The sequence below is a fragment of the Bacillus sp. WC2507 genome, from assembly GCF_052656125.1.
On record NZ_JBQXPN010000001.1, the window covers coordinates 1,241,674 to 1,268,224 of the forward strand.

Annotated in this window: 22 protein-coding genes and 1 other annotated feature; of the genes, 20 read left to right on the forward strand and 2 right to left on the reverse strand. The window is 37.7% G+C overall.

All coding sequences use genetic code 11. The features are described from left to right. Window positions 1-33: 33 nt before the first annotated feature. From tig to ysxC, 5 genes are all read left to right on the forward strand, one after another. Complete coding sequence (gene tig, locus ACUN28_RS06705; protein ID WP_016086094.1) at window positions 34-1,311, forward strand: trigger factor; 1,278 nt, start codon at window positions 34-36, stop codon at window positions 1,309-1,311. 264 nt (window positions 1,312-1,575) lie between these two features. Then, window positions 1,576-2,835, forward strand: a complete 1,260-nt coding sequence (gene clpX / locus ACUN28_RS06710) for an ATP-dependent protease ATP-binding subunit ClpX (RefSeq protein ID WP_000472285.1) — start codon at window positions 1,576-1,578, stop codon at window positions 2,833-2,835. Window positions 2,836-2,941: 106 nt separating this feature from the next. Beyond that, a complete protein-coding gene (gene lonB, locus ACUN28_RS06715; RefSeq protein ID WP_033659894.1) occupies window positions 2,942-4,612 on the forward strand; it encodes an ATP-dependent protease LonB in 1,671 nt (556 codons plus the stop codon). A 182-nt stretch (window positions 4,613-4,794) separates the two neighbouring features. Next, window positions 4,795-7,125 carry an endopeptidase La gene (lon, locus tag ACUN28_RS06720; protein WP_016086096.1) on the forward strand — a complete coding sequence of 777 codons (2,331 nt, stop codon included), beginning with the start codon at window positions 4,795-4,797 and terminating at the stop codon, window positions 7,123-7,125. After that, complete coding sequence (gene ysxC / locus ACUN28_RS06725) at window positions 7,122-7,718, forward strand: ribosome biogenesis GTP-binding protein YsxC (protein ID WP_000869115.1); 597 nt, start codon at window positions 7,122-7,124, stop codon at window positions 7,716-7,718. Before lon ends, ysxC begins: the two co-directional genes overlap by 4 nt. A 30-nt stretch (window positions 7,719-7,748) precedes the next feature. On the opposite strand, the gene ACUN28_RS06730 is transcribed toward ysxC, so the two are convergent. Both ACUN28_RS06730 and ACUN28_RS06735 read right to left on the reverse strand, forming a co-directional pair. After that, the gene (locus ACUN28_RS06730) at window positions 7,749-8,165 is read right to left on the reverse strand and encodes an organic hydroperoxide resistance protein (protein WP_000359777.1); all 417 of its coding nucleotides are present in this window, start codon (window positions 8,163-8,165) and stop codon (window positions 7,749-7,751) included. Between the two features lie 2 nt (window positions 8,166-8,167). Further along, window positions 8,168-8,620: a MarR family winged helix-turn-helix transcriptional regulator gene (locus ACUN28_RS06735; protein ID WP_016086097.1), complete on the reverse strand. Its 453-nt coding sequence runs from the start codon at window positions 8,618-8,620 to the stop codon at window positions 8,168-8,170. 415 nt (window positions 8,621-9,035) lie between these two features. Here ACUN28_RS06735 and hemA point away from each other — a divergent pair, with 415 nt between their 5' ends. From hemA to mreC, 15 genes are all read left to right on the forward strand, one after another. Beyond that, entirely contained in the window at window positions 9,036-10,370 is a 1,335-nt protein-coding gene (hemA, locus tag ACUN28_RS06740) for a glutamyl-tRNA reductase (RefSeq protein WP_016086098.1), read from the forward strand. A gap of 17 nt (window positions 10,371-10,387) precedes the next feature. Continuing rightward, window positions 10,388-11,221, forward strand: a complete 834-nt coding sequence (locus tag ACUN28_RS06745) for a cytochrome c biogenesis protein (protein ID WP_016086099.1) — start codon at window positions 10,388-10,390, stop codon at window positions 11,219-11,221. A gap of 15 nt (window positions 11,222-11,236) precedes the next feature. After that, entirely contained in the window at window positions 11,237-12,166 is a 930-nt protein-coding gene (gene hemC / locus ACUN28_RS06750) for a hydroxymethylbilane synthase (protein WP_016086100.1), read from the forward strand. A gap of 2 nt (window positions 12,167-12,168) precedes the next feature. Continuing rightward, window positions 12,169-12,921: a uroporphyrinogen-III synthase gene (gene hemD / locus ACUN28_RS06755; protein WP_016086101.1), complete on the forward strand. Its 753-nt coding sequence runs from the start codon at window positions 12,169-12,171 to the stop codon at window positions 12,919-12,921. 20 nt (window positions 12,922-12,941) lie between these two features. Beyond that, window positions 12,942-13,931, forward strand: coding sequence for a porphobilinogen synthase (hemB, locus tag ACUN28_RS06760; protein ID WP_001087078.1), 990 nt, complete (start codon window positions 12,942-12,944; stop codon window positions 13,929-13,931). Further along, the gene (gene hemL / locus ACUN28_RS06765; protein WP_016086102.1) at window positions 13,931-15,220 is read left to right on the forward strand and encodes a glutamate-1-semialdehyde 2,1-aminomutase; all 1,290 of its coding nucleotides are present in this window, start codon (window positions 13,931-13,933) and stop codon (window positions 15,218-15,220) included. The genes hemB and hemL overlap by 1 nt, the downstream gene beginning before the upstream one ends. Window positions 15,221-15,329: 109 nt before the next feature. After that, window positions 15,330-16,307 carry a stage VI sporulation protein D gene (gene spoVID / locus ACUN28_RS06770; RefSeq protein ID WP_016086103.1) on the forward strand — a complete coding sequence of 326 codons (978 nt, stop codon included), beginning with the start codon at window positions 15,330-15,332 and terminating at the stop codon, window positions 16,305-16,307. A 62-nt stretch (window positions 16,308-16,369) separates the two neighbouring features. Next, window positions 16,370-17,395, forward strand: coding sequence for a spore coat protein YsxE (ysxE, locus tag ACUN28_RS06775; protein ID WP_016086104.1), 1,026 nt, complete (start codon window positions 16,370-16,372; stop codon window positions 17,393-17,395). A gap of 124 nt (window positions 17,396-17,519) precedes the next feature. Further along, window positions 17,520-17,752, forward strand: a binding site (T-box leader). A 37-nt stretch (window positions 17,753-17,789) separates the two neighbouring features. Further along, a complete protein-coding gene (locus ACUN28_RS06780; RefSeq protein WP_016086105.1) occupies window positions 17,790-20,435 on the forward strand; it encodes a valine--tRNA ligase in 2,646 nt (881 codons plus the stop codon). A gap of 92 nt (window positions 20,436-20,527) precedes the next feature. Then, the gene (locus ACUN28_RS06785) at window positions 20,528-21,829 is read left to right on the forward strand and encodes a bifunctional folylpolyglutamate synthase/dihydrofolate synthase (RefSeq protein ID WP_016086106.1); all 1,302 of its coding nucleotides are present in this window, start codon (window positions 20,528-20,530) and stop codon (window positions 21,827-21,829) included. 165 nt (window positions 21,830-21,994) lie between these two features. Further along, the gene (locus tag ACUN28_RS06790; protein WP_016086107.1) at window positions 21,995-22,957 is read left to right on the forward strand and encodes a hypothetical protein; all 963 of its coding nucleotides are present in this window, start codon (window positions 21,995-21,997) and stop codon (window positions 22,955-22,957) included. Window positions 22,958-23,178: 221 nt separating this feature from the next. Further along, window positions 23,179-23,754, forward strand: coding sequence for a Maf family protein (locus ACUN28_RS06795; protein ID WP_016086108.1), 576 nt, complete (start codon window positions 23,179-23,181; stop codon window positions 23,752-23,754). A 47-nt stretch (window positions 23,755-23,801) separates the two neighbouring features. Then, window positions 23,802-24,479 (forward strand): DNA repair protein RadC, encoded by a 678-nt coding sequence (gene radC / locus ACUN28_RS06800; RefSeq protein ID WP_016135385.1) that lies wholly within the window; start codon window positions 23,802-23,804, stop codon window positions 24,477-24,479. A 157-nt stretch (window positions 24,480-24,636) separates the two neighbouring features. Continuing rightward, window positions 24,637-25,656 carry a cell shape-determining protein MreB gene (gene mreB, locus ACUN28_RS06805; RefSeq protein ID WP_000466737.1) on the forward strand — a complete coding sequence of 340 codons (1,020 nt, stop codon included), beginning with the start codon at window positions 24,637-24,639 and terminating at the stop codon, window positions 25,654-25,656. A 41-nt stretch (window positions 25,657-25,697) separates the two neighbouring features. Beyond that, window positions 25,698-26,549, forward strand: coding sequence for a rod shape-determining protein MreC (mreC, locus tag ACUN28_RS06810; RefSeq protein ID WP_016086136.1), 852 nt, complete (start codon window positions 25,698-25,700; stop codon window positions 26,547-26,549). Window positions 26,550-26,551: the final 2 nt, after the last annotated feature.

Consider the following 26,551-nt stretch of genomic DNA (forward strand, 5'->3'; position numbering starts at 1 on the left):
GCATACATTATTATAGTTGGAGGGAAAGAATAAATGGCTGCAAAATGGGAAAAATTAGAAGGTAACGTAGGCGTTTTAACAATCGAAGTTGATGCTAAAGAAGTAAACAACTCTATCGACGCTGCGTTCAAAAAAGTAGTAAAAACAATCAACGTACCAGGTTTCCGTAAAGGGAAAATGCCTCGTCCGTTATTCGAACAACGCTTTGGTATCGAATCTTTATACCAAGATGCTTTAGATATCATCTTACCAAAAGCATACGGTGAAGCGATTGATGAAGCTGGTATCTTCCCAGTTGATCATCCTGAAATCGACATCGAGAAGTTCGAAAAAAATGCTAACCTTATCTTCACTGCAAAAGTTACAGTGAAACCTGAAGTTAAATTAGGTGAGTACAAAGGTTTAGCAGTAGAAAAAGTTGAAACAACTGTAACTGACGAAGATGTAGAGAACGAATTAAAATCTTTACAAGAGCGTCAAGCTGAACTAGTTGTTAAAGAAGAAGGAACTGTTGAAAATGGTGATACAGCTGTAATCGACTTCGAAGGTTTCGTTGATGGCGAAGCATTTGAAGGCGGAAAAGGCGAAAACTATTCTCTTGCAATCGGTTCTGGTACTTTCATCCCTGGTTTCGAAGAGCAAGTAATTGGTCTTAAATCTGGTGATTCTAAAGAAGTTGAAGTATCATTCCCAGAAGAGTACCACGCTGCTGAATTAGCTGGTAAACCAGCTACATTCAAAGTAACAATTCACGAAATCAAAACAAAAGAACTTCCTGAGTTAAACGACGAGTTCGCTAAAGAAGCAGACGAAGCGGTTGCAACTCTTGATGAATTAAAAGCAAAACTTCGTACAAACTTAGAAGAAGGCAAAAAGCATGAAGCTGAGCACAAAGTACGTGACGAAGTAGTAGAATTAGCTGCTGCTAACGCTGAAATCGAAATTCCAGAAGCTATGATCGACACTGAGTTAGATCGTATGGTTCGTGAATTCGAGCAACGTTTAAGCCAACAAGGTATGAACCTTGAGCTTTACTACCAATTCACAGGTACTGACGCTGACAAGTTAAAAGAGCAAATGAAAGAAGACGCTCAAAAACGCGTAAGAATCAATCTTGTTCTTGAAGCTATCATTGAAGCTGAAAACATCGAAGTTACTGAAGAAGAAGTAACTGCAGAAGTTGAAAAAATGGCTGAAATGTACGGTATGCCAGTAGACGCTATCAAGCAAGCTCTTGGAAGCGTAGACGCTTTATCTGAAGATCTTAAAGTGCGTAAAGCTGTAGACTTCTTAGTAGAAAACGCTGCATAATAAAATAACAAGGCACGATTTTAATCGTGCCTTGTTTTATAAATATAGAAATATATTTATAAAACTTTTCGATGAAGAAGGAAAACTTCCTTTACAAGTCGAATATACATATTTCAAAAGTTTTAAAATTTTTTTATTTGTACATAACTAGTCATATTATTTGTATTTCTCGCCACGTAGTGACATAATATGTATTTACATACGATACATTTATCGTGTACATACGAAGGCAAGAGATTAGCACTTTGTAAGGGGTGTGAAAATATGTTTAAATTTAATGATGAAAAAGGTCAATTAAAATGTTCTTTCTGTGGTAAAACACAAACGCAAGTTCGAAAGCTAGTTGCAGGTCCAGGTGTTTACATTTGTGACGAGTGTATCGAGCTTTGTACTGAAATTGTACAAGAGGAGCTTGCGAAGGACGAAGAAGTAGAATTCAAAGATGTACCGAAACCGGTAGAAATTCGTGAAATCTTAGATGAGTATGTCATCGGACAAGATAACGCGAAAAAAGCACTAGCGGTAGCGGTATATAACCATTACAAACGCATTAATTCTAACAGTAAAATTGATGATGTAGAATTAGCGAAGAGTAATATTTCACTTATTGGGCCAACTGGTAGTGGTAAAACATTATTGGCACAAACATTAGCGCGTATTTTAAATGTTCCATTTGCGATCGCGGACGCAACATCTTTAACAGAAGCTGGATATGTAGGGGAAGATGTAGAAAACATCTTACTAAAATTAATCCAAGCAGCTGATTATGATGTAGAGAAAGCGGAAAAAGGAATCATTTATATTGATGAGATTGATAAAGTGGCACGTAAGTCCGAAAATCCATCAATTACACGTGATGTATCTGGTGAAGGCGTACAGCAGGCACTTCTGAAAATTCTAGAAGGTACTGTAGCAAGCGTTCCACCTCAAGGTGGTCGTAAGCACCCGCATCAAGAGTTTATTCAAATTGATACAACGAACATCCTATTCATTTGTGGTGGAGCGTTTGATGGCATCGAGCCTATTATTAAACGTCGCCTTGGTGAGAAAGTAATTGGATTTGGTGCTGAGAAGAAAAATGCTGATGTGAATGAAAAGCATGTTTTATCTCACGTTTTACCAGAGGATCTTTTAAGATTCGGTTTAATTCCGGAGTTTATCGGTCGTCTTCCAGTTATTGCGAACCTAGAGCCGCTTGATGAAGATGCTCTTGTAGATATTTTAACGAAACCGAAAAATGCGCTTGTTAAGCAATTCCAAAAATTATTGGAGCTTGACGATGTTGAGTTAGAGTTTGAAGAAGGTGCACTAGTTGAGATTGCGAAAAAAGCAATTGAACGTAAAACAGGTGCTCGTGGACTTCGTTCTATTATTGAAGGTTTGATGCTGGATGTAATGTTCGAACTTCCATCTCGTAAAGATATCGAGAAGTGTATTCTTACGAAAGAAACAGTAGCTGATAATGAACCACCGAAATTGGTGTTACAAGATGGTACTGTACTTGATACAAAAACATCTGCATAATGCGAAGAAGAAACAGCAATTTTTATAATTGCTGTTTTTCTTTATGTTTAGCTATGTTCCTCCGCGGAAATACTAAGAGATAAAACATTGCGGGAGGAAATAAATGATGAGCTGGACAAATATATTTTTACTTGTTCAACTTGTTTTTGGCGTAATTGTCGGATTGTATTTTTGGCATTTACTTCGAAATCAGCGAACACAAAAAGTTTCAATTGATCGAGAATCGAAAAAAGAATTAGAACAGCTTCGTAAAATGCGCGAGATTTCTTTAACAGAGCCGCTTGCGGAAAAGGTGCGTCCTACATCCTTTTTAGATATTGTAGGGCAAGAGGACGGGATTAAGTCGCTAAAAGCGGCTCTTTGTGGCCCGAATCCGCAGCATGTGATTATATATGGTCCACCAGGTGTGGGAAAGACAGCGGCAGCACGTCTTGTATTAGAAGAAGCGAAACGAAATCCGAAATCTCCATTTCGCACGAATGCAACATTTATTGAACTGGATGCGACGACAGCAAGGTTTGATGAACGTGGTATTGCAGACCCTTTAATTGGTTCGGTGCATGATCCGATTTATCAAGGTGCTGGTGCAATGGGGCAAGCAGGTATTCCGCAACCGAAAAAAGGTGCGGTAACAGATGCGCACGGTGGTATTTTGTTTATTGATGAGATCGGAGAACTACACCCGATTCAAATGAACAAAATGTTAAAGGTGCTAGAAGATCGAAAAGTGTTTTTGGAAAGTGCGTACTACAGTGAAGAGAATACGATGATTCCAACGTATATACATGACATTTTTCAAAAAGGTTTACCAGCTGATTTTCGCTTAGTTGGTGCGACGACACGTTCGCCAGAGGAGATTCCTCCTGCTATTCGGTCGCGCTGTTTAGAAGTGTTTTTCCGTGAGTTAGATACAGAAGAAATTCAAAAAGTTGCGAAGAATGCAGCTGACAAAGTGGAAATGCAAATAGGTGAAAATGGTATTGAAATGATCGGGATGTATGCAAGAAATGGACGAGAAGCGATTAATCTTGTACAAATTTCTGCTGGTATGGCAATCAATGAAGAACGTTCTTTCATTAAAGATGAAGATATAGAGTGGGTTGTTCACTCTAGTCAACTTACACCGAAATATGAAAAACGTATTTATCCTATTCCAAGAATTGGTCTTGTAAATGGACTTGCTGTATATGGACCGAATACAGGCGCGTTATTAGAAATTGAAGTAACAGCAATCAAGGCGAAAGATAAAGGGTCGGTAAATGTTACTGGAATTGTAGAAGAGGAAAGTATTGGTAGTCAAACAAAATCAATTCGCCGTAAAAGTATGGCGAAAGGTTCTGTAGATAATGTATTAACAGTACTTCGTTCTCTAGATGTGTTGCCAGAAGGGTACGATATACATATTAATTTTCCAGGTGGTATTCCGATTGATGGGCCTTCGGCAGGAATCGCTATGGCAACAGGTGTATATTCAGCAGTGCATCGTACGTATGTGGATAATGAAGTAGCGATGACGGGTGAGATAAGTATACACGGGGAAGTGAAACCTATTGGTGGTGTGTACGCAAAAATAAAGGCTGCCAAAAAAGCGGGTGCTAAGAAAGTTATCATTCCTGCTGAAAACATGCAACCGTTTTTGTATACAATAAAAGGAATTGAAATCATTCCTGTTCGTAAGTTAAAAGAAGTATTTGAGCTAACATTTATGCAGGGAAATATGCATCGAGAGCTTGATATACATACTGCTGTAGACGAAACAGATGCACAGTCAATGTGAGGATGAACGATAATAAAATTTGCCAGACTTCGTTTAAGTTTGTATGCTTAAGCGGAGTCTTTTTCTTTTCATAAGGGAGAAAAAACGAGGGATTTACAATTGCGGAGAATCTCTGCAATTGCATCTAGATGTATTGTAATATAAAATAGTTGAACAGGAGTTTATTTTATTATGGAGGTGCTATGTCTAGTATGAATACGAATGAAAGAATCGTACCCCTCCTACCATTAAGAGGCGTTCTCGTATATCCAACGATGGTTCTGCATCTTGATGTAGGACGTGATAAATCGATACAAGCACTAGAGCAGGCGGCAATGGATGAAAATATCATCTTTTTAGCGATGCAAAAAGAAATGAATATCGATGATCCGAAAGAAGATGACATATATAGTGTAGGTACAGTGGCGAAAGTGAAGCAAATGTTAAAGTTGCCAAACGGTACGCTTCGTGTCCTTGTAGAAGGTTTACATAGAGCAGAAGTAGTAGAGTTTATCGAAGAAGAAAATGCAGTGCAAGTTTCTATTAAAACGGTAACGGAAGAAGTGGAAGATGATCTAGAAGAGAAAGCTCTTATGCGTACGTTACTGGAGCATTTCGAACAATATATTAAAGTTTCGAAAAAAGTTTCAAATGAAACATTTGCAACGGTAGCTGATGTAGAAGAGCCAGGAAGATTAGCGGATTTAATTGCTTCTCACTTGCCAATTAAAACGAAGCAGAAACAAGAAATCTTAGAGATTGTATCTGTGAAGGAACGATTACATACACTTATTTCAATTATTCAAGATGAACAAGAGTTACTTAGTTTAGAAAAGAAAATTGGACAAAAAGTGAAACGTTCAATGGAGCGCACGCAAAAAGAATATTTCTTACGTGAGCAAATGAAGGCGATTCAAACTGAACTTGGCGATAAAGAAGGTAAGGGCGGGGAAGTTGAAGAACTTCGTGAGAAAATTGAAAAGTCGGGAATGCCTGAAGAAACAATGAAGGCTGCACTGAAAGAATTAGACCGTTATGAAAAGTTACCAGCAAGTTCTGCGGAGAGCGGTGTTATTCGCAATTATATGGATTGGTTATTAGCGCTTCCGTGGACAGAAGCAACAGAAGATATGATTGACCTTGCTCATTCTGAAGAGATTTTAAACAAAGATCATTACGGTCTGGAGAAAGTGAAAGAGCGCGTACTTGAATATTTAGCTGTACAGAAGTTAACGAATTCATTAAAAGGACCTATCCTTTGCTTAGTAGGACCTCCTGGGGTCGGGAAAACTTCTTTAGCACGTTCGATTGCAACATCATTGAATCGTAATTTCGTCCGTGTATCCCTTGGTGGGATACGCGATGAATCTGAAATTCGTGGTCACCGTCGTACGTACGTTGGAGCAATGCCAGGACGCATTATTCAAGGTATGAAAAAGGCGAAAACAGTTAATCCAGTCTTCTTATTAGATGAGATTGATAAAATGTCTAACGATTTCCGTGGAGATCCATCAGCAGCATTACTCGAAGTGTTAGACCCAGAACAAAACCATAATTTCAGTGATCATTACATTGAAGAACCGTATGATCTATCGAAAGTTATGTTTGTAGCAACTGCTAATACACTTTCAAGTATTCCAGGTCCGTTGCTTGACCGTATGGAAATTATTTCGATTGCTGGCTATACAGAACTTGAAAAAGTTCACATTGCTCGTGAACATTTATTGCCGAAACAATTAAAAGAGCATGGCTTACGAAAAGGTAATTTACAAGTACGTGATGAAGCGCTTCTTGAAATTATTCGTTATTATACACGTGAGGCTGGTGTTCGTACGCTAGAGCGCCAAATTGCAAAAGTTTGCCGTAAAGCAGCAAAAATTATCGTGACAGCAGAACGCAAGCGCATTGTTGTAACAGAGAAAAATGTTGTTGATTTACTGGGTAAGCACATTTTCCGTTATGGGCAAGCTGAAAAAACAGACCAAGTTGGTATGGCGACAGGTTTAGCGTATACAGCAGCAGGCGGCGATACACTTGCGATTGAAGTGTCTGTAGCGCCAGGTAAAGGGAAATTAATTTTAACAGGGAAACTTGGGGATGTTATGAAAGAATCCGCACAAGCAGCGTTTAGCTATATTCGTTCTCGTGCAGAAGAGCTTCAGATTGATCCGAATTTCCATGAGAAAAATGATATTCATATTCATGTTCCAGAAGGGGCAGTTCCAAAAGATGGACCGTCAGCAGGTATTACGATGGCAACGGCACTTATTTCTGCACTAACAGGTATTCCTGTAAGTAAAGAAGTGGGGATGACAGGTGAAATTACACTTCGTGGTCGTGTATTACCAATTGGTGGTTTAAAAGAAAAAACATTAAGTGCTCACCGCGCAGGCTTAACAAAAATTATTTTGCCAGCAGAAAACGAGAAAGATTTAGATGATATTCCAGAAAGCGTAAAAGAAAACCTTACGTTTGTGCTTGCATCTCATTTAGATGAAGTATTGGAGCACGCATTAGTAGGAGTGAAACAATGAAAGTAACAAAAGCAGATATTGTAATTAGTGCTGTTAAACCAGAACAATATCCAGACAGTGATTTACCAGAAATTGCATTAGCAGGTCGTTCAAATGTCGGGAAGTCTTCCTTTATTAATAAAATTTTAAATCGTAAAAAGTTAGTGCGTATTTCCTCTAAACCAGGAAAAACGCAAACATTAAACTTTTTCTTAATCAATGAGATGATGCATTTTGTTGACGTTCCAGGTTATGGATATGCGAAAGTATCTAAATCAGAGCGCGCAGCATGGGGCAAGATGATTGAAACATACTTTACAACGCGTGAGCAATTAGACGCAGCTGTATTAGTAGTTGATTTACGTCACCAACCAACAAACGATGACGTGATGATGTATGATTTCTTAAAGCATTATGAAATCCCAACAATTATTATTGCGACGAAAGCTGATAAAATTCCGAAAGGGAAATGGCAAAAGCATTTAAAAGTTGTAAAAGAAACGCTTGCTGTTGAAATTGGCGATGAAATTGTTCTATTCTCTTCTGAAACAGGACTTGGAAAAGAAGAAGCGTGGAAGGCAATTCATAGAATGACAAAAACAAAAAACGCGTGACAAATGTCGCGCGTTTTTTTATATACACTTTTATCTTACGTTTAATGTAACTTCAATATTACCTCTCGTTGCTTTTGAATAAGGACATACACCGTGAGCAGCTTCTACAAGTTCTTGTGCTTCGGCATGAGAAACGCCAGCAACGTGTACATCAAGTACAGCAGATAGGCCGAAACCTCCATCTGTATCCTTTCCAATCGAAACGTGAGCAGTTACTTCTGTACTTTCCACTTTCACACGCTTTGTACGAATGACAAGTTGTAAGGCACTATCAAAACAAGCGGCATAACCAGCAGCAAATAGTTGTTCTGGATTTGTTGCCTCTCCGCCTGCACCACCTAGTGCTTTCGGCATTTTTACATCAAGATTTAATATGCCATCATCTGAAACTACTTTCCCATTTCTTCCGCCTGTAGCTGTTACTGAAGCAGTATATAATTTATCCATATTTATTCCCCTTTTCTATCATTAATTGTTTTCATTGTTTCAATTAGTTTATTTAATTGAATTAATAAAGAACGATATTCTTGCTCTGTAATTCCTAAATTTGTAGCCATCGTTGTCGGTAATGAACAAGCCTTATCTTTTAAATCTTTACCTTGTTCTGTTAATTCAATACAAACTTTTCGTTCGTCTTCTTTGGAACGAACACGTTTTACAAGGTTTAATGATTCCATCCGTTTTAACATAGGTGTTAACGTACCGGAATCTAAAAATAGACGCTCTCCAATTTCTTTTACTGTTAGTCCGTCTTGCTCCCATAGTACGAGTAAAGTAATGTACTGGGGATACGTAATACCCATTTCTTCTAAATAGGGACGGTAAAAGCGGGTAACTTCCCTAGAACAAGCGTAAATAGAAAAACAAAGTTGGTTATCTAGATGCAAAGAATTCTCCGTCATACATAACTCCCTTCTAATTGAGTTGTGCACAATTTAATTTTGTAAAATCAATATAACGAAAAAAAAGTACAATGTCAAATACATTGTATGGAGAAAGTATGTGCTACATTTTGGAACAATCATACATATTTTCCTTCATGATGAAAGAAGATAGGAAAGATGATGCTATAATTTATATGGAATAGTTTCCATCACTTGATTATGAGGACTTTTTTTGGTAACGTACAAATAGAGTTATTAATTTATAATCATTATAAAGTAGAAAAACTTTATTAATTTTACTGAATCTCCTTTCCTACATACGGAGAATAAATAAAAAATAATCGGTTGTTCACACGATTGTCAGATTCATAAGAGGAAAGTTGTATTATGATAGTAGATAAAGTGATAAAACGGGTGAAGGGGGACATGCTGCGTGCATATTCTTGTTGTTAGTGTAAATTATCGAACAGCCCCTGTAGAATTTCGTGAGAAACTCACATTTCAGGCAGCAGAGCTAGAGCGAGCAATGACTACATTACAAAATCAAAAGAGCGTGTTAGAGAATGTCATTGTATCAACTTGTAATCGCACTGAGATTTACGCTGTTGTCGATCAATTACACACGGGACGGTATTATATTAAGAAGTTTTTAGCTGATTGGTTTCAGCTTGAAATAGAAGAAGTCGCACCATATTTAACTATTTTTGAACAAGATGGTGCAATAGATCATTTATTCCGCGTAACGTGCGGTTTAGATTCTATGGTAGTCGGAGAAACGCAAATTTTAGGTCAAATAAAAGATAGCTTTTTAGAAGCGCAACAAGTAAAAGCAACAGGCACCATTTTTAATGAATTGTTTAAGCAAGTAGTTACGCTAGCGAAACGTGCGCACTCAGAAACGACAATAGGTGAAAGTGCGATGTCGGTTAGTTATGCTGCTGTCGAGCTTGGGAAGAAAATATTCGGCGAGCTAACAGATTGTCATGTACTTATTCTTGGTGCTGGCAAAATGGGTGAACTGGCGCTGCAAAACTTATATGGAAGCGGTGCTCGTAAAGTAACAGTCATGAATAGGACGCTTTCAAAAGCAGAAGTAGTGGCTGAGAAATATATGGGACATGCAAAGCCTTTAAGTGAATTGCAATGTGCACTATTAGAAGCAGATATTTTAATTAGTTCAACTGGTGCATCTGAGTATGTCATTACGAAAGAGATGATGACAAAGGTAGAGAAAATGCGCTCTGGTCGTCCGTTATTTATGGTTGACATTGCAGTGCCACGTGATATTGATCCAGCGATTGATGAGTTAGAAGGCTCTTTCTTATATGACATTGATGATTTGCAAGGAGTAGTGGAAGCAAATCGTGCTGAACGTTTGAAAGAAGCAGAGAAAATTCAATTTATGATTGAAGAGGAAATTGTTTTATTTAAAACGTGGTTAAGTACACTTGGTGTTGTTCCGTTAATATCAGCTCTTCGTGATAAGGCGCTTGCTATCCAAAGTGAAACGATGGAAAGTCTGGAACGAAAAATACCGAATCTTAGTGATCGTGAGAGAAAAGTAATTAGTAAGCATACGAAAAGTATTATTAATCAATTATTAAAAGACCCAATTTTAGTAGCGAAAGAAATAGCTGCGGAAGAGGGAGCGGACGAAAAATTAGCGTTATTTGCAAAGATTTTCGATTTAGAAATGGAAGACGTAGAGAGTTGTGCGGAAGAAGTAGAACATAAAAGAGCATGGACACCATCCGTTCCATCTTTATAATTTGGAAGGATGATCGGATGAGCTTTTTAAATAACAGTATTATTTATCATATTGCAATTATTTTATATGCTTGTAGCATTAGTTTATATTTTATAGATTATTTCCAAAGTAACCGAAAGGCGAACCGATTTGCTTTTTGGTTACTTTCGATTGTATGGGTTCTGCAGTCTATCTTCATGTTACTTCGGGCTACAGATTCAGAAACGAATCCTATATTAACTTTATTATCAGGGATTTATTTTTATGTTTGGCTATTGATTACGATGTCATTAGTCATTAATCGATTTATGAGAATCGATTTTTTAGTCTTTTTTACAAATGTTGTCGCATTTGGCGTAAGCGCTTTTTCTATTTTTACACCGCTCGGAAAGATGTCGCCGGTACTTGCAGAGCAATTAGTTTCGGAACTTGTATATGTCCATGTTGGTATGGCTATTATTTCTTATGCAACGTTCACTGTATCGTTCATTTTTTCTATTATGTATTTATTGCAATATCGCCTATTAAAAAAGAAAAAATGGAATGCGAGATTAAGAAGATTGGGGAATTTACCGAAGTTAGAATCGATGTCTTACGGATTAAATTTATTTTCTGTTCCATTTTTCTTACTAGCTATTTTATTAGGATGCATATGGGGATATACAAAATTGGACAATTTCCATTGGTATGATACGAAAGTGATCGGGTCTTTTGTCGTTCTATTTGTATATTGTGCTGGCCTATATTTACGAGCGGCAGATGTGTTGCAAGGGAAGAAAATCGTGCAGTGGAACATTGGAGCATTTCTCGTAATGCTAATTAATATTTTTCTATTAAGCAGTTTATCCAACTTCCACTTTTGGTATTTATAATGAGGAGAGAAAATTATGCGCAAAATTATTGTAGGGTCACGAAAGAGTAAATTAGCATTAACGCAAACAAACTGGTTTATTGATCAGTTAAAAGCGCTAGGATTACCATATGAATTTGAAGTGAAAGAAATCGTCACAAAAGGCGATGTTATTTTAGATGTTACTCTATCAAAAGTAGGCGGAAAAGGTTTGTTTGTTAAAGAGATTGAACATGCGTTACTTACGAAAGAAATTGATATGGCTGTACATAGTATGAAAGATATGCCGGCCGTACTTCCGGAAGGATTAATGATTGGCTGTACACCGAAGCGTGTTGACCCTCGTGATGCTTTTATCTCAAAAAACGGAGCATCGTTTAAAGAGTTAGCAGAAGGCGCTATTTTAGGTACGAGTAGTTTAAGACGTAGTGCACAATTATTAGCTGCGAGACCAGATTTACAAGTGAAGTGGATTCGCGGAAATATCGATACACGTTTACGTAAATTAAAAGAAGAAGATTACGATGCAATTATTTTAGCGACAGCTGGATTACAAAGAATGGGCTGGGATGATGAAGTTATTACAGAACATTTAGATGAGACGTTATGTGTACCTGCTGTAGGACAAGGGGCATTAGCAATTGAGTGCCGTGAAGATGATAAGGATTTACTACAGTTGTTAGCGCATATAAATGATGCAGTAACAGAAAGAACAGTGGCAGCAGAACGAGTATTTCTTCATAAACTTGAAGGTGGATGCCAAGTTCCAATCGCTGGATACGCAACTCTTACAGAAAACGATGCAATCGAATTAACAGCTCTTGTCGGGTCTATGGATGGTTCTGTTTTATTGAAAGAGACAGTAGTAGGAACTAATCCAAAGGAAGTAGGATTAGAGGCTGCGGACCGTTTAATTAAACAAGGCGCAAAAGAACTCATTCTTGCTGCAAATAAGGGGCAACAATAAATATGAACGCTCTCGCTGGCAAAACGGTATTGATTACACGTGCCCAGCATCAAGCGAAACAAATGAGTGTAGCGGTGAAAGAAAAGAGCGGAATTCCATTGGAAATTCCGCTTTTGCGTATGGAAGGTATGTCTCATAGGCAAATTCAACATATAGCAGGACAGCTACATTCTTATGACTGGGTTATTTTTACGAGTAAAAATGGGGTAGTTTTTTTTCTAGATCGTTTGGGAAATAAGCTCCCCGTAACGACTAAAATTGCTGCAGTAGGCGTGAAAACAAGTTTAGAGTTAGAAAAGCGGGGCTATGAAGTGGACTTTGTTCCAACTTCATTTGTTGCAGAAGTATTTGCAGAAGAGTTTGCAAAAAAATTAAGTGGAAACGAATGCATTTTATTTCCGAAAGGGAATTTAGCAAGAGATGTAATTCCAGTTGCACTTCGCGAAATTGGTGTTTCTCTAGATGAGATAATCGTATATGGTACGAAAGAAAATGTAGAGAAAAAGCGAGAGCTTATAGAAACGTTAGAAGCAGAGAAAGTAGACATTATTACATTTACGAGTCCTTCAACTGTTACTAGTTTTGTTCGTTTACTTGAGGGTACAAACTGGAGAGAATGGACAAAAAAATGTACAATTGCTTGTATAGGGCCTATTACGGAAAAAGAGGCGAGCCTTTATTTTCCGCATATTATTATGCCGAAAGAGTACACTGTAGAAGCATTACTACAATGCGTTTGTGAATCTATAAAATAAAAGAATGGGGATAGAAATCTATGAACTCTTTACAATTTAATCGTCATCGTCGTTTAAGACAAAGCGGTAATATGCGTGCGCTTGTGCGTGAAACGTTTTTACATACGGAAGATTTTATTTACCCTATTTTTGTATTAGAAGGCGAAAATGTTCGTAATGAAGTGCCTTCTATGCCAGGCGTATATCAAATGTCTTTAGATTTATTACAAGCTGAAATGCAAGAGGTTGTTGATTTAGGTATTCGTTCTGTTATTGTATTTGGTTTACCTGCTGAAAAAGATGAAGTTGGATCATCAGCATATTGTGATCATGGAATTGTGCAACGTGCAATTCAACAAATTAAAGGTGAATTCCCTGATCTAGTAGTAGTTGCGGATACATGTTTATGTCAATTCACAAGCCATGGTCATTGCGGTGTAATTGAAGATGGTATTATTTTAAATGACGAGTCTCTTGCAGTCCTTGCGAAAACAGCTGTAAGCCAAGCGAAAGCAGGAGCGGACATTATTGCGCCGTCAAATATGATGGATGGATTCGTAACAGCAATTCGCCATGCATTAGATGAAAATGGTTTTGGACATGTACCAGTTATGTCGTACGCTGTGAAATATTCATCAGCATTTTACGGGCCATTCCGTGATGCGGCACACGGTGCACCACAATTTGGGGATCGTAAAACATATCAAATGGATCCAGCGAACCGTATGGAAGCATTCCGTGAAGCAGAATCAGATGTAATGGAAGGGGCAGATTTCTTAATTGTAAAGCCAGCTCTTTCTTACTTAGATATCGTTCGTGATGTGAAAAATAACTTTAATTTACCAGTCGTTGCTTATAACGTAAGTGGCGAATATTCGATGATTAAAGCGGCAGCGCAAAATGGTTGGATTAATGAAAAAGAAGTTGTACTTGAAAAATTAATTAGCATGAAACGTGCAGGAGCAGATTTAATTATTACGTATCATGCAAAAGATGCAGCAAGATGGTTACAAGAAGGAGGCGCTAAATAATGAAAAAGTTTGATAAGTCGATTGCAGCGTTTAAAGAAGCACAAGATTTAATGCCTGGTGGCGTAAATAGCCCAGTTCGTGCCTTTAAGTCTGTCGGTATGAATCCATTGTTTATGGAGCGTGGAAAAGGCTCTAAAGTATATGATATCGATGGAAATGAATACATCGATTACGTATTATCATGGGGTCCTTTAATTCATGGCCATGCAAATGATCGTGTTGTTGAAGCGTTAAAAGCTGTTGCTGAAAGAGGTACAAGCTTCGGTGCCCCAACGGAAATTGAAAATAAATTAGCGAAACTTGTTATTGAGCGTGTACCATCAATTGAGATTGTACGTATGGTTAACTCTGGAACAGAAGCGACAATGAGTGCGCTACGTTTAGCTCGTGGTTATACAGGACGTAATAAAATTTTGAAATTTATCGGTTGTTACCATGGTCATGGTGATTCGTTATTAATTAAAGCGGGTTCTGGTGTGGCAACGCTAGGTTTACCAGATAGCCCTGGTGTACCAGAAGGTGTAGCGAAAAATACGATTACAGTAGCGTATAACGATTTAGAAAGTGTGAAATACGCTTTCGAACAATTCGGTGATGATATTGCTTGTGTAATTGTAGAACCAGTAGCAGGAAATATGGGTGTTGTTCCACCACAACCAGGATTTTTAGAAGGCCTTCGTGAAGTAACAGAGCAAAATGGTGCATTGCTTATTTTTGATGAAGTAATGACAGGATTCCGAGTTGCTTACAATTGTGGACAAGGTTATTACGGTGTAACACCTGACTTAACTTGTTTAGGTAAAGTAATCGGTGGTGGATTACCAGTAGGAGCATACGGTGGTAAAGCAGAAATTATGCGCCAAGTTGCACCGAGCGGACCAATTTACCAAGCGGGTACTTTATCAGGTAACCCACTTGCAATGGCAGCAGGTTATGAAACGTTAGTGCAGTTAACGCCAGAATCATATGTAGAATTCGAGCGTAAAGCTGAAATGTTAGAAGCTGGCTTACGTAAAGCGGCTGAAAAACATGGTATTCCGCATCGCATTAACCGTGCAGGTTCTATGATTGGTATCTTCTTTACAGATGAACCAGTTATTAATTACGATGCAGCAAAATCTTCAAACTTAGAATTCTTTGCGGCTTACTATCGTGAAATGGTAGAACAAGGTGTATTCTTACCGCCATCTCAATTCGAAGGTCTATTCTTATCGACAGCACATAGCGATGCAGATATTGAGGCGACGATTGCAGCGGCTGAAATTGCAATGTCAAAATTAAAAGCTTAATTGATGAAAGAAAATCGTTCTCCATAAGGGGAGCGATTTTTTTTATTCATAAAGTCCGCTTTCCACACATAAATCTGTAATGACATATAGTTTGGGAGGGGGAAAAGAAGTGGCAACAGATCATTCATTACGTTTTTCATTAAAAGAATCTGTTTGGTTCCAAAAAGGACAGGAAGTCGAAGAACTTTTGTCAATTTCGTTAGATCCAGACGTTGAGATAGAAGAGCTTGATCATGAAGTTATCGTGAGAGGGCAATTAGATTTAACGGGAGAGTATGTTGCACGGCAAGATGATTCAGCTTATTCATTAAGAGATCTATCACCAGCGAAGTCAATTGATTATGTAGAAACAAGGGAAGATGGGGTTAATGAACTTGTTCATTCCTTTCCACTTGAAATATCAATTCCAAGAAACCGTGTGAAAGTAATTGAAGAACTATATGTATCTATCGAGGAATTTGATTATGAATTAAAGGAAAATGGTTGCTTACAATTATTAGCGGATATATCTATCACTGGTTTATGTGATGAAGAAAGAATCGAGGATGAAGAGGAAGAAACGGCGTATGCTGAGTTAGAAGATGATCCAGTACAAGAGGATGAAAATAGACCAACGCCGCACATGGAAGAACCAGCCTATAAGGAATCAAATGAGTGGGAAGATTACGCATTTGAACCGTTCCAACTAGAAGAAAGAAAAGAGCAGGAAGTAGAGGAAGAGGAAATAGAGGAACATGAATTTGTAGAGCGTGAAGAGGAGAAAGAAACAACGCCACAATTTGAATTGTTCGGAAGAAAAGATTTCAAGAAAGAAAAAGCGAAGAAACAAGAAGAGCAAGAAGAAGAAACGTATTCACAGCGAGATGAAAATGCGCTTTATTTAACGAAATTATTTACGAAAGAGCCGGAAGAAGAATTTACAAAGTTAAGAATGTATTTCGTGCAAGAAGGGGATACAATTGAATCTGTTGCAGATCGTTATGAAACGTCTGTACAAAACTTATATCGTGTTAATCAAACAGAAGATATATATTTAACTACAGGGCAAATTATCTATATTCCCGTTTCAAGAACAAAAGCGAAATAAGTGAGTGTTTTCACTCACTTATTTTTCTAAAGGCTATGTTTTGAATAGAAAGGGTTATTCGTATGGATATGGAATTACGAAATCGCTATGAACCCATTGTAAGGCAATATAGATTGGATACGCAGCATATGGAAGAGCACGGAAGTGTAACGAAAATTTATACGAATCAAGGTCCATATGCTCTCAAGAAAATAGAAGGCAGAAAGTTAGAGCGGAATAACTTTCTGCATCATATTCAATATTTGAAGGAGAAAGGTTTTTCAAATTATGTACCTATATACCATGCGACAGATGGAAATTATATTTTAAGTGACGGGACGTATAATTATTATTTAATGCCTTGGTTAGAACGTGCGGAAGGGAACGGCGAGGATAATGATCAATACCATAAAATGTTTCAAACTCTCGGAACGTTGCATCAAAAAACAGTAAAAGAAGAAACGTATACTGAACAGGATCTAGAAAAACATTATACAAATATATCCGATCGCTGGGAGAATGATGGCGAAATGCTAGAAGAGTTTCTCGTAGAATCTGAAGCGAAGTGGTATATGTCACCATTTGAACTGCAATATTGTACGTACTATCATCATGTAATGAGGGCGCGTGAGTTTGCAACGAAGCAATTAAATGAGTGGAACGATGCGATGAAAGAAAAAGAGACAACACGCATTACGTTTGTACATGGTAACGTATCACTTAATCACTTTTTATTCGACTATGAACGAAATGGCTATTTTATTAGTTTAGAAAAATCAAAGTTTGCAACACCTGTGCAAGATATTGTAGGATTTTATTCTCGGTCGTTAAACACATATCCAATTGCACGAAGTGATCGGTTTGAATGGTATCAAATGTACCAAAAAAATTTCCCTTTTACGAAAGAAGAGCAACTACTCATGTTTGCGTATATGACGTATCCATCGCAATTTATTCGGCAAATTCAGTCTTATAAGAAAAGAAGAGAGAGCCGTAATGAGGAAAATGAACTTCTTGGAGTAAAGAGCTTACAACAATCGCATTGGCTCGTTAGCAATATAGAATATTTCCTGTCGCAATTACAAGCTGCCCAGCAAGGGAACGGATAAAAAGATAAGTAGTATCTCTACTTATCTTTTTTTTTTCGTTCGTCCAAAAAGCCGTAGTATTAAATTTATCTTGACGAATAGGGTTTCGTTTTTTACACTATTGTATATAATAATTAACAATCATATAAATGCCTTGAAGGGGAAGAGTATAACAAGAAACGTCTTCAGAGAGGAGAATCATTAGCTGGGAGATTCTCTAGATAGTTATGTTAGAAGGTAGCCCTGGAGCATCTTTTCTGAACGGAATAGTTCTCATTAGGAAAAGACGGATTTGTCCGTTATCAAATTAAGAGTATAAGCAAATTCCTGAATTTGTTTGTAAATAAAGGTGGTACCGCGATGTCCCTCGTCCTTTTTGGATGAGGGGCATTTTTTATTTTAAGGAGGGAAAATAATGTCAAACACGGAAAAGAATTTACCAACTAAATATGATCATATGTCCGTTGAAGAAGGCCTTTATCAATGGTGGCTTGAAGGCAAATATTTCGAAGCAACAGGAGATGAGAAGAAACAACCATACACAATTGTAATTCCACCTCCGAACGTAACTGGTAAGTTACACTTAGGTCATGCTTGGGATACAACTCTTCAAGATATTTTAACTCGTACGAAGCGTATGCAAGGTTACGATGTATTATGGCTTCCAGGAATGGACCATGCGGGTATCGCAACGCAAGCGAAAGTAGAAGGAAAACTTCGTGAAGAAGGTATTTCACGTTACGATCTTGGCCGTGAGAAATTCCTTGAAAAAGCTTGGGAATGGAAAGAGGAATACGCGTCTCACATTCGTCAACAATGGGGGAAAGTTGGTTTAGGACTAGACTATTCTCGTGAACGTTTCACATTAGACGAAGGTTTATCTGATGCGGTTAATAAAGTATTCGTTCAATTATACGAAAAAGGCTTAATTTACCGCGGTGAATATATTATCAACTGGGATCCAGCAACACGCACAGCTCTTTCTGATATTGAAGTAATTCATAAAGAAGTTCAAGGTGCATTCTACCATATGAACTATCCATTAACAGATGGCTCTGGTCATATTCGTCTTGCGACTACTCGTCCAGAAACGATGCTTGGTGATACAGCAGTAGCAGTTCATCCAGAAGACGATCGTTACAAACATTTAATCGGAAAAACAGTTACACTTCCAATCGTAGGCCGTGAGATTCCGATTATTGCTGATGAATACGTAGAAAAAGATTTCGGAACAGGCGTTGTAAAAATTACACCAGCTCATGACCCGAATGACTTTGAAGTAGGTAACCGTCATGACTTACCACGTATTTTAGTAATGAACGAAGATGGATCGATGAACGAAAAAGCTGGTAAGTATAACGGCATGGATCGTTTCGAATGCCGTAAAGCGTTAGTAAAAGATTTACAAGAAGCGGGCGTATTAGTAGAAATCGAGCCTCATATGCATTCAGTAGGTCATAGTGAGCGTAGTGGTGCAGTAGTTGAGCCTTACTTATCAACACAATGGTTCGTAAAAATGGCTCCACTTGCTGAAAAGGCAGTAGAGCTTCAACAAAAAGAAGAAGAGAAAGTAACGTTCGTACCAGAGCGTTTCGAAAACACATATTTACGTTGGATGGAAAACATTCACGACTGGTGTATTTCTCGTCAATTATGGTGGGGACACCGTATTCCAGCTTGGTATCATAAAGAAACTGGTGAAGTATACGTAGGTACAGAAGCACCAGCAGATATTGAAAACTGGAATCAAGATAACGACGTACTTGATACGTGGTTCAGTTCAGCGTTATGGCCGTTCTCAACACTTGGTTGGCCAAATGAAGAGGCAGCAGACTTTAAAAAGTTCTATTCAACAGATGCTTTAGTAACTGGTTATGACATCATCTTCTTCTGGGTATCTCGTATGATTTTCCAAGGTTTAGAGTTTACAGGCGAGCGTCCATTTAAAGATGTATTAATTCACGGTTTAGTTCGTGATGAGCAAGGTCGTAAAATGAGTAAATCTCTTGGTAACGGTATTGATCCAATGGATGTTATCGAGAAGTACGGTGCAGATGCAATGCGTTTCTTCTTATCAACAGGAAGCGCACCAGGTCAAGATTTACGCTTCAGCATGGAGAAAGTAGAATCTACTTGGAACTTCATTAATAAAATTTGGAATGCATCACGTTTCGTATTAATGAACATGGATGACATGAAGTATGAAGAAATCGATTTAACGGGTGAAAAATCAGTTGCGGATAAGTGGATTTTAACTCGCTTAAACGAAACAATCGAAAGCGTAACACGTAACATGGATAAATATGAGTTCGGTGAAGCTGGTCGTTCATTATACAACTTCATCTGGGATGATTTCTGTGACTGGTACATTGAAATGGCGAAACTTCCACTATACGGTGAAGATGAAGCAGCTAAGAAAACAACTCGTTCTATTTTAGCTTACGTATTAGACCAAACAATGCGTCTATTACACCCATTCATGCCATTCGTAACAGAGAAGATTTGGCAACATTTACCGCATGAAGGTGAATCTATTACAGTAGCAGCGTGGCCAACAGTTCGCGAAGATTTACAAGATACAGAAGCTGCAGCAGAAATGCACCTTCTAGTTGATATCATTCGCTCTGTTCGTAACATCCGTGCAGAAGTTAATACACCAATGAGCAAAAAAGTTCAAATGCAAATTAAAGCGAAAGATGAGGCTGTACTTGCTCAACTTACGAAAAACAGCTCTTACATTGAGCGTTTCTGTAACCCAAGCGAATTAACAATTCAAACGGATTTACAAGCGCCAGAAAAAGCAATGACTGCAATCGTATCGGGTGCAGAGTTATTCTTACCGTTAGCTGATCTTATCAATCTTGATGAAGAGAGAGCGCGTCTTGAGAAAGAACTTGAGAAGTTCGACAAAGAAGTAGAACGTGTACAGAAGAAACTTTCAAACCAAGGTTTCGTAGCGAAAGCTCCTGCAGCAGTTATTGAAGGAGAGCGTGCGAAAGAGCAAGATTACCTAGAAAAACGCGAAGCAGTTCGTCAACGTCTAGTAGATCTTGAAAAGTAAAATGTTTTTTAGAGGCTCACTATATTGGTGAGTCTCTTTTCTTTGCGTATAATAGGAGTATGAAGGTTGTCTTTTGAAAGGGGAAAGCATACGTGATACATACATACGAAGAAGCGATAGGGTGGATTCATAGCCGATTGAAGTTTGGTATTAAACCAGGATTAGAAAGAATGAGATGGATGCTAGAAGAGCTTGGAAATCCAGAGCGTCACATAAAATGTATTCATCTTGCTGGTACAAATGGAAAAGGTTCAACGTTAACATATATGCGCTACATGTTAGAGGACGCAAAATATAAGGTAGGAACATTTACCTCTCCTTATATTGAAACATTTAACGAACGTATTAGTGTGAATGGAACACCAATTGCAGATGAAGAGATTACTGAACTTGTAAAGATGGTAAAGCCAGTCGTTGAAAAACTAGATGAGACGGATTTAGGGGAAGCGACTGAGTTTGAAATTATTACTGTTATGGCAATTTGTTATTTCGGTAAAGTCAATTTCTGCGATGTTGTTTTATTTGAAACAGGGCTTGGAGGGCGCTTTGATTCTACGAATGTTATTCATCCTGTTCTCACGATTATTACAAATATCGGCCACGATCATATGCATATTTTAGGGAATACACTAGGAGAAATTGCATATGAAAAGGCAGGGATTATTAAGTCTGGTGTTCCAGTTATTACTGGTGTACAAGATGAGGAAGCATTGCAAGTCATTCAAAAGGTTGCAAAGGAAAATCATGCAAACTTATACGAGATGGGCAAGCATTTTACAGCGTTACATAAACAGTCTAGCGAAGATGGAGAACAGTTCGATTTCACTTGTCCTTTCGCCTCTTTTAAAGATGTGCAAATCTCAATGAAAGGCAGTCATCAAGTAGGAAACGCAGCACTTGCACTTATGGCAGTCATGTATGTGAAAACATATTTATCATTTTTAATTGAGGAAGAAGAAATAAGAACTGGATTAAAGGAAGCGTATTGGGTGGGGCGCTTTGAAAAACTGCAAAGTAATCCAGATATTATTATAGATGGTGCTCATAACCCAGAAGGTATTGAAAGTCTTGTGAAAACGGTAGAATCACATTACAAAGATAAAAATGTAATAGTTTTATTTACTGCCCTTGGTGATAAACAATTGCATAATATGGTAGGGCAATTAGAAACCATCGCCGATGAAATTATTTTTACAACATTCGCCTTTGATCGTGCTATTTCAGCAGGTGAGCTTGCATCGTATTCAAAGAAAGAGTCAAAATTAATTTTTGAAAATTGGAAAGAGGCAATTGATACGAAGGTTGAAATGCTTGGAGAAAATGATGTTTTTATCATAACAGGTTCTCTTTATTTCATTTCGGAAGTTCGAAAATATATTCGCGAAAAAAACTAGATAGTCTTTGCTATCTAGTTTTTTTGTTCTACAAATGAAGTCAAATGCATACATATAAGATAAATATATAGGGTTATTTGGCGAATTCCTCTGACAAATATCTCGTTTTTTTGTGAAATGAATATGATATGATGCGGACAACGATAAGAGGTGAGGTGTGAGTGTATGGACAAGCAATCACGAACGATCTCAGTGAAAGTGAATGGAACAGAAGCGAAGTATGAGGAGAAGAAGAAAGATGAATTTGAATGGATGGTAGTAGAAAGTGAAAGACCAAAAAACGTTGTTCCGTTTCAAAAAGCGAAATTAGCGTCTACGGAAAAAAAACGAAAGAAGTGGAGCAATACATTAATTGCAATCGTTGCAACTGCGATTGTTATTGGTACGGCGTTTGGGATGGGGATGCTACAGTTACTTAAAGGACAAGGGGCGACAGGGGGAAGTGAAGTAACAGCTTCGAAGCAGATGCAAAATGAAGAATCAAAGGTGGGTGGAACGGCAGAACAAACACCAGCACCAAAAGAGGAAAAAACAAAAGCACAGACAGGAACGTCATTAGATCCAATGAAATTATTTTTTGTTCAAGGAGGAATTTATTCTTCTGAAGAAAAGGGACAGGCCGCTCTTGAAGAGTGGAAAGGCAATGGAGGCGTCGCAGCTTTAAAACCGAGCGGTGATAAGTATGCATTAGTTGTTGGTGTTGCTAGCGATGAACAGGGCATAAATCAATTAATGACGCAGTATAAAAATGATAATGTCTCCGTATTGAAAAAAAACTGGGATATAACAGATAAAGCGTTACTTAAAGATGATAAAGAAGTCGGGGCGTTTTTAACAAAAGTACAGCCATTATATACTCATTTAGCAAAATATGCTTCCAGCGTACAAGCTAGTGGAAAAAGTAATACAAAAGATATAGGTGCGATTGAAAAAGAGTGGAAAGCGATTGAAAAAGAAGGGAAAAGTATGAAGCAAGAAGAAGCGAAGAAATTGTATATGTATACGTCAGTAGCTGTGCAAACAGTGAAGGATGGAAAAGGTGATAAGGAATCTTTGGCGAAATTAAATCAAGTTATTATTGATGGTATACTTTCATATGAAAAAATTGTTTCACAAAAGGTGAAATAATAGGATAATGAAATGACGAAGGAAGAGGTATAGGTACTTCTTTCTTTTCTTTTGAATTTAGAGCAAAGCGCTTTCTCTATGGCAGGAATATAATCGTATTTTAGTAAGGAAGTATTATTTTGTTTAGAGAAAATAATATTTCTTTCATTTGTGGACAAACTATTCCTTTGATACGATTGTTGTAAATGATTCTGCTTCATGTGAGAAAGGAAGGAGAAAATATGAGAAAAATTATTTTAGCTTCAGGATCACCTCGCAGAAAGGAATTGCTTGAGTTAGCAGGTGTACCGTTTGAAATCGTTGTAAGTGAAGTAGAAGAAACGATTGGTGCGTACTCATCACCTTCTGATATTGTTATGTCTCTTGCCCTGCAAAAAGCATCTGCGGTAGCAGAAACGAATGGTGATCACATTGTGTTAGGTGCAGACACAATTGTTACATATGATTCGCGTGTTCTTGGAAAGCCTTCTAATGAGGATGAGGCGAAAGAAATGTTACGATTATTATCAGGGAAAACACATGAAGTGTATACGGGTGTTGCAATTATAGCAAAAGACAAAACAGTCACTTTTTATGAGCGTACAGAAGTTACGTTTTGGGAATTAACAGAAGAGGAAATTGACGTATACGTTGCATCAAAAGAGCCTCTTGATAAAGCAGGAAGTTATGGAATTCAAGGTAAAGGATCTATTTTTGTTCAACATATTCAAGGGGACTACTATAGTGTAGTCGGGTTACCAATTTCACGTCTTGTTCGGGAATTAAAACAATTTAATATTGATGTAACCCATGCGTAGAATTGCATGGGATTTTCTTTGAGAGAACAAATAAAAGGGGTGGAGAAATGAACGGTATTCGTGATGTTGTCAAAGAAGAACAGCCACGGGAGCGTTTATTGTTAGAAGGAGCTGGGAGTTTATCGAATCGGGAGCTTCTTGCAGTGTTACTCAGAACAGGTTCTAAAGAAGAAACAGTTTTAAAGTTATCAGATAAAATTTTACATCACTTTGATGGTTTACGTATGTTGAAAGATGCAACGTTAGAAGAGCTTGTCAGTATACATGGTGTTGGGATTGCAAAGGCAGCCCAGCTTATAGCCGCTTTTGAACTTGGTAGAAGGATGGTACGTTTAGAATATCAAAATAGATATAGCATCCGAAGCCCAGAAGATTGTGCGAGATATATGATGGAAGAAATGCGCTTCCTGCAGCAGGAGCATTTTGTATGTTTATATTTGAACACAAAAAATCAAGTTATACATAGGCAAACGATTTTTATTGGAAGTTTAAACACATCAATTGTACATCCAAGGGAAGTTTTTAAAGAAGCATTCCGCCGTGCAGCAGCCTCTATCATATGTCTTCATAACCATCCCTCAGGAGACCCGACGCCGAGCAGAGAAGATATCGAAGTAACAAAACGCTTAGTAGAATGCGGTCGAATTATCGGAATTGAAGTGCTTGACCATATTATAATAGGTGACCATAAATTCGTGAGTTTAAAGGAAAAAGGTCATATTTAAGACTATGCTTTTTACTTATTTTGTTTTATAATGTGATTTATGAGTTTTTTGTAGAAATTTATCTACAAGAAGGATAAAGATATAAAAAACGTACTGTTTTTATAATATAAAGTAAGAAAAAATGAGTCCGTGAAAACAAGAAAGGAAGATAAAAAATATGTTTGGATTTGGTGGCTTTACTCGCGATCTTGGAATAGATTTAGGAACTGCGAACACGCTTGTATATGTAAAAGGAAAAGGTGTAGTTTTACGTGAACCTTCAGTAGTAGCGTTACAAACTGATACGAAACAAATCGTTGCTGTAGGTAGCGATGCAAAACAAATGATTGGTCGTACACCAGGAAACGTTGTGGCACTTCGCCCAATGAAAGACGGTGTAATTGCTGATTACGAAACGACAGCAACAATGATGAAATATTACATTCAACAAGCTCAAAAATCAAATGGATTCTTCTCACGTAAGCCTTACGTAATGGTATGTGTACCGTCTGGTATTACAGCTGTAGAAAGACGTGCAGTAATTGATGCGACTCGTCAAGCTGGTGCTCGTGACGCTTATCCAATTGAAGAACCATTTGCAGCGGCAATCGGTGCAAACTTACCTGTTTGGGAGCCAACTGGTAGTATGGTTGTTGATATCGGTGGCGGTACAACAGAAGTTGCAATCATTTCTTTAGGTGGTATTGTAACAAGCCAATCAGTTCGTGTTGCTGGTGATGATATGGATGATTCAATCATTCAGTACATTAAGAAAAGCTATAACTTAATGATCGGTGAAAGAACAGCTGAAGCATTAAAATTAGAAATCGGTTCTGCAGGCGAGCCAGAAGGTATCGAGCCTATGGAAATTCGCGGTCGTGATTTAGTAAGTGGTTTACCAAAAACAGTACTAATTCAGCCAGAAGAAATTGCAGATGCATTAAAAGATACAGTAGATGCAATTGTAGAATCTGTTAAAAATACGTTAGAGAAAACTCCACCTGAATTAGCAGCAGATATTATGGACCGTGGTATCGTATTAACAGGTGGCGGAGCATTACTACGTAATTTAGATAAAGTGATTAGTGAAGAAACAAATATGCCAGTTCTTGTTGCAGAAGACCCATTAGATTGCGTAGCAATTGGAACGGGTAAAGCATTAGACAATATCGATCTTTTCAAAACTGCTGCTCGATAATATTGCAAAATAAAAATCAGTAAAATTAAGAGGGTGTGAACGTGCCACAGTTTTTCTTAAACAAAAGATTAATTGTTTTGTTAGTTAGTATTATTCTTCTCGTGGCATTGATTGGAATCTCATTGAAAGAACGGAATAGTTTGACGTGGCCAGAGCAGTTTATTAAAGATACTGTCGGTGTTGTAGAGCGTGTATTCCAAAAGCCAGCGAAATACGTAGCTGGATTCTTTGAAGATGTGGAAGATGTAAAGCGCACGTATGAAGAGAATAAAGAATTAAAAGCAAAATTAGATAATTATGCAGAACTATCAGGAAAAGTAAAACAATTAGAAGATGATAAAAAGAAACTACAAGAGTTAACGGGTAAAAAAGAGTTGAATAGCGGTTATACTGAAATTCCAGCGACTGTTGTTTCTCGTAATCCAGATAAATGGTACGATTTAATTGGAATTGATAAAGGGGCACAGCAAGGAATTAAAAAAGATATGGCTGTAGTAACTTCACAAGGTTTAGTTGGACGAGTGAAAAGTGTATCTCAGTTTACATCATCAGTAGAATTACTAAGCTCTATGAGCCGAACAAATCGTGTTTCTGCTATCGTACAAGGTGACGAGAAAATCTTTGGATTGATTGAAGGTTACGACAAAGAAAAGCACTTACTTCTTTTCACAAAGATTGGCTCTGATGCTAAGGTAGAGAAAGATCAACTAGTTGTAACATCTGGACTTGGTGATATTTTCCCAAAAGGCCTTGTAATTGGAAAAATTGTTGATGTTCAGCCGGATCCATACGGTTTAACAAAAACAGCTTATGTAAAACCAGCCGCTGATTTAAATGACGTAGAGCATCTTATGGTTGCTAAACGTGAAACGCCTTCAGCGCCATTAGAATAGGA